This window comes from Candidatus Neomarinimicrobiota bacterium, from assembly GCA_041862535.1.
Lineage (GTDB): Bacteria > Fidelibacterota > Marinisomatia > SCGC-AAA003-L08 > TS1B11.
The window spans coordinates 1-4,653 of the sequence record JBGVTM010000050.1; the positions used below are offsets into that span (position 1 = coordinate 1).

6 protein-coding genes are annotated in these 4,653 nt (G+C 60.4%); 5 read left to right on the plus strand and 1 reads right to left on the minus strand.

The genetic code is table 11. The features are described 5' to 3' along the window. From ACETWG_02060 to ACETWG_02075, 4 genes are all read left to right on the plus strand, one after another. On the plus strand, positions 1-1,411 hold a 1,411-nt coding region (locus ACETWG_02060; GenBank protein MFB0515372.1), incomplete at its 5' end, for an AAA family ATPase. Between the two features lie 128 nt (positions 1,412-1,539). Next, positions 1,540-1,737: a type II toxin-antitoxin system HicB family antitoxin gene (locus tag ACETWG_02065; protein ID MFB0515373.1), complete on the plus strand. Its 198-nt coding sequence runs from the start codon at positions 1,540-1,542 to the stop codon at positions 1,735-1,737. Positions 1,738-1,739: 2 nt separating this feature from the next. Further along, positions 1,740-1,952, plus strand: coding sequence for a type II toxin-antitoxin system HicA family toxin (locus ACETWG_02070; protein ID MFB0515374.1), 213 nt, complete (start codon positions 1,740-1,742; stop codon positions 1,950-1,952). Between the two features lie 12 nt (positions 1,953-1,964). After that, complete coding sequence (locus ACETWG_02075) at positions 1,965-2,549, plus strand: RNA methyltransferase (GenBank protein MFB0515375.1); 585 nt, start codon at positions 1,965-1,967, stop codon at positions 2,547-2,549. Positions 2,550-2,662: 113 nt separating this feature from the next. Here ACETWG_02075 and ACETWG_02080 read toward each other — a convergent pair whose 3' ends face one another. Next, entirely contained in the window at positions 2,663-3,325 is a 663-nt protein-coding gene (locus ACETWG_02080) for an SOS response-associated peptidase (protein ID MFB0515376.1), read from the minus strand. A gap of 257 nt (positions 3,326-3,582) precedes the next feature. Here ACETWG_02080 and ACETWG_02085 point away from each other — a divergent pair, with 257 nt between their 5' ends. Continuing rightward, the gene (locus tag ACETWG_02085; protein MFB0515377.1) at positions 3,583-4,482 is read left to right on the plus strand and encodes a prohibitin family protein; all 900 of its coding nucleotides are present in this window, start codon (positions 3,583-3,585) and stop codon (positions 4,480-4,482) included. Positions 4,483-4,653 lie beyond the last annotated feature (171 nt).

Sequence of the window (4,653 nt, forward strand, 5' to 3'; positions counted from 1 at the left end):
AGTCACCCGGAGGGTCATGCAGCTCGAAATCGAACAGGCCGCCCTGAAGAAGGAGAAGGATAAGGCCAGTCAGGAGCGTCTGAAGGCTCTGGGCAAACAGCTGGCGGACCTGCAGGCCAAAGCCGGGAGCCTGCGGGCCAAGTGGGAGGCCGAAAAAGAGGCCATCAGCAAGGTTCAGGCCCTGCGGGAGGAAATTGAAAATATCCGCCGCGAAATGGAAGCGGCCGAACGGGAATACGACCTGGAACGGGCAGCGGAGCTGCGCCACGGGAAGCTGCCTGACACCCGGAAGCGCCTCCAGGAAGAAGAGGCCCGCCTGGCCGATGAACAGGGCCAGGAACGACTCATCCGGGAGGAGATCACCGAAGAGGAAATCGCCGAGATCGTGAGCCGCTGGACGGGTATACCCGTGGCCCGGCTGGTGGAAGGGGAGCGGGAGAAGCTCCTCAAACTGGACGAGGTCCTTCATCGACGGGTCATCGGTCAGGATGAAGCGGTGCAGCTGGTGGCCGACGCCGTCATCCGGGCCCGGGCCGGCATCAAGGATCCCCGGCGACCCATCGGCTCGTTCATCTTCCTGGGACCGACCGGAGTGGGCAAAACCGAACTTGCCCGGACCCTGGCCGAGACCTTATTCGATACCGAAGAAAACCTGGTGCGCATCGACATGAGCGAATACATGGAACGCCATACGGTCTCCCGCCTGATCGGAGCACCGCCGGGTTACATCGGTTACGAAGAAGGTGGCCAGCTTACGGAAGCGGTGCGTCGGCGGCCATACTCGGTCATCCTGTTTGATGAGATCGAAAAGGCCCACCACGACGTCTTCAACGTGCTGCTACAGATCCTGGATGACGGACGCGTCACCGATGCCCACGGCCGCACGGTGGACTTCAAGAATACCGTGATTATCATGACCTCCAATATCGGCGCCCCCCAGCTGCTGGAGGGCATCACTGAGGACGGGGAGCTGCGCCCCGGCGTACGCGATGTGGTTACGGGAATGCTGCGGCAACACTTCCGGCCCGAGTTCCTCAACCGGATAGACGAGATCATCCTCTTCAAGCCGCTGACACCCATAGAGATCGAGGCCATTGTGGACCTGCTGGTGGACGACCTGCGGAGCCGGCTTTCCGGCTGGACGGTCTCCGGCCGCGGCCCGGGCCTCGCCCTGACACTCACCGAAGCCGCCCGGCGGCACATCGCCCGGAACGGCTACGATCCCGTCTTCGGTGCCCGGCCCCTGAAACGCTACCTGCAACGCGAACTGGAGACCCGCCTCGGCCGGGCCATCGTCAGCCGGGAGATACCCGACGGCGCTCACATCACGGTCGACGTGAAAAAGGGCCAGCTGGCGATGGAAGTGGAGCGGGCCCCGACCCTAGCCGAAAAAGACACGGCGGAAGCGTGAGAATCGCCGCTCCTGCTGATCAAGCCCAAGGAAAAACATAAGTGGAAAAATCAAGCGTTAAGAAAGAGGGTTCTACTATTGAATTATTCCGATAGGTGCTTATATTCAATATGAATGAGAGGAATACAGTGAATTATAAGGTGAAAATAGAACAAACGGATGAAGGCTATGCGGTATGGTGTCCGGGATTACCCGGGTGCTGGTCCCAGGGGCGGACCGAAGAAGAGGCATTGGAAAATATCAAAGACGCCATCGAGACCTACCTGGCTACCATCGAAGAGCTTACCAAGGATAAAGAAACCCGCCTTGTCGAGGTTGCGCTTTAAGGTTGCCAAAACTACCCAGCCTCTCGCACCGTCGCGCCGTTAAAGCATTTGAAAGAGCCGGTTTCTGGGTTGTGCGCGAGGGCAAGCACATATCCATGACCAACGGCGAGCGCATTATCACCATTCCCCGAGCAAACCCTGTCAATGCCATCACCATGGGTGGTATCATCAAAGACGCTGGGCTAACGGTGGAGGTTTTTAAGAAGCTGCTCTGATACCAAGATCTTATGCCTGATCCCTCTGGACGCAAACAGACAGCCCCTGCCCGCCGCAAGCTCACCGATCTGGAACTGAAGGCCGCTCGACCCTCACTGGACGATGTGCACGACCGGCCCCGGCTGCCCATCTACGCCATCCTGGAGAACGTGCGGTCGCTGTACAACGTGGGCAGCATGTTCCGCACCGCCGACGCCCTGCACCTTTCCTGCCTGTACCTGTGCGGTTATACCGGCTTCCCGCCCCACCGGGGCATAGCTAAGACAGCCCTGGGTGCCGAGCACACCGTACCCTGGGAGAAGCACACCGACGCTGTGGAGCTGGCCCGGAACCTGCAGGCCAAGGGAATGCAGATCGTGGTCCTGGAGCAGACCGACGACGCGGTGGGCTTCTGGGAGGCGCCCATCCGGTTTCCGGTCTGCTTCGTGGTGGGCAACGAGGTCATCGGCGTGTCAGAGGAGCTGGTGGCCCTGGCCGACCTGTGCCTGGAGCTGCCCATGGCGGGGATCAAGCAGTCGCTGAACGTGGCCACGGCGTTCGGGGTGCTGGGCTACGAGCTGGCCCGGCGGTATCGCTACAGCCATCCCTCCGGCTAAGAATTCCATTGGCTGGGCCGGCTGGGATACAGCCCCGCCAGCATACGGGCGGCGTTCGGGAAGCTCTTATATCGGAAATCACCCCTGGCGGGCAGGTGCGATGCACACCTTTTCTACAGGATCGGGTCGGTCACCTCGATGGTATCATTCTTCTCGTTGTCGACCAGGTGCGAAACCTTGTGGGCCTCCATCTCATCGCTGGGGTAGGGGCTGCACAATGGCAGGAGTTCGTCCGCCGTGGTGACTTCGCGATTGAGCCAGGTGGCCAATCCCGCTTCAGAGAGAATCACCGGCATGCGGTGATGGATGGGAGCTACCAGCTCGTTTGGTCCGGTGGTGATGATGGCGCAGCTATAGATAGGTTCCTCCCCTCTGGGGCCCCAGACCTCCCACAGGGCTGCCAGGGCGAAGGGGACTCCGCCGCGGAGGTAGATATACCACGGCTGGGAACCTTCGATGGATTTCTGCCAGAGGAAGAAGCCGTCGGCGAGTACGGTGCACCGCCGCTTCTCCAGACGCACCTGCATGGCTTCCAGTTCGAGCAGCGACTCTTTCCGCACCTGGAAGAGCCCCGCCCCAACCGCGGGATGATGGGCCTCGGCGGGGATCAATCCCCAGACCAGCTCAGAGACCCGGTTGATCCCCTCACGCTCCACCAATACGGTGACCTTCTGGCCCGGGGCGATGTTGTAGCGCCGTCGGTAGGAGCTGAGCGGCTTACTCAGGTGAAAGCGCCGAAGCATGTTTTCCTCAGGTGCAAAAAGAGACAGACGCATAGCTATATCACACAATTCCCCCGGGAGACCGGGCCCCGGTGGCAAAATCATGCCAGATAACAACCCGGCTCCCGGTTGTAGGTAAACGATAGGCTCGAAAACCGCGAGATGCAAGAGCTGTTATGATGCGGTGGCAAGGAGGGTCTGCGCCGGATCCCGGCAAGAAAAAGGCGGAATTCGACGTTCTGAAACGATAGATTACAGGGCAACGACAAGGTCATCATCAACATCCAAGTTCATTTGAGGAGTTCCCAGTTATGCAGTTTGTCCTGTTTCTCATTATTGCCTTGATCGCCTTTCTACTGTCCGTGCAGCTGCGCCGCCGCTACGAGTTTTCACAGCGGCTGGCGTCCATGGGGGTGAATGCCCGCATCCTGCAGATTGTCGGCATCATTGCCCTCTTCCTGGCCGCCTTCCAGACCCTTACCGTCATCCCCGCCGGCTCAGTGGGGATCGTGGACTTCTTCGGCACCGTCAGCCCCAGGCCCCGGAACGCCGGCATCAACGTGGTGAATCCCCTCGCCAACGTCGTCAAGCTGAGCATCAAGACCCAGGAGCGCCGGGAAGAAATGCGGGTCCCCTCCAAGGAAGGGCTCACCGTGGGATTGGAGGCCAGTGTCATTTACCACCTGGACGGGTCCGCAGCCCCGGAGGTGTACAAGACCATCGGCCGCGAAGAAGACTACGTGCGTAAGATCCTGCTGCCCAATTTCCGTTCGGTAGTGCGGGGCATCACGGCCCAGTACGAAGCCAAGGCCCTCTATACCTCGGTGCGGGAGGAGGTGGCCCAGAACATCCAGGAGCAGCTCAATTCCGCCACGGCACCCCGGGGCGTCATCGTGGAGTCCACTCCCCTGCGGCAGGTGGTCCTACCCTCTGACCTGACCGCCGCCATCGAAGAGAAGCTGCGGGCCGAGCAGGAGAGCCAGCGCATGGAGTTCGTGCTCCAGCGGGAGAGCAAGGAAGCCGAGCGCAAGCGCATCGAGGCCCAGGGCATCAGAGACTTCAACAAGACCGTCGCCGAGGGGATCAGCGATAACTTCCTGCGCTGGAAGGGTATCGAGGCCACTGAGAATCTCGCTAGCTCTTCCAATGCCAAGGTGGTGGTCATCGGCTCCGGGAAGGACGGCCTGCCGATTATCCTAGGGGGGCAGTAAATAGGATATTGCCGATTGAAGATTGTCGATTGAAGATTGAAGCGCCAAGGCCTGCCATGAGCTAAGTCGAAGGGCCTGCCGTTAGCCATGCCAACCGGCGGATCGAAGGGTGGTGGTCATCGGCTCCGGGAAGGAAGGAGTGACGATAATCCTGGGAGGGCAGTAAATAGG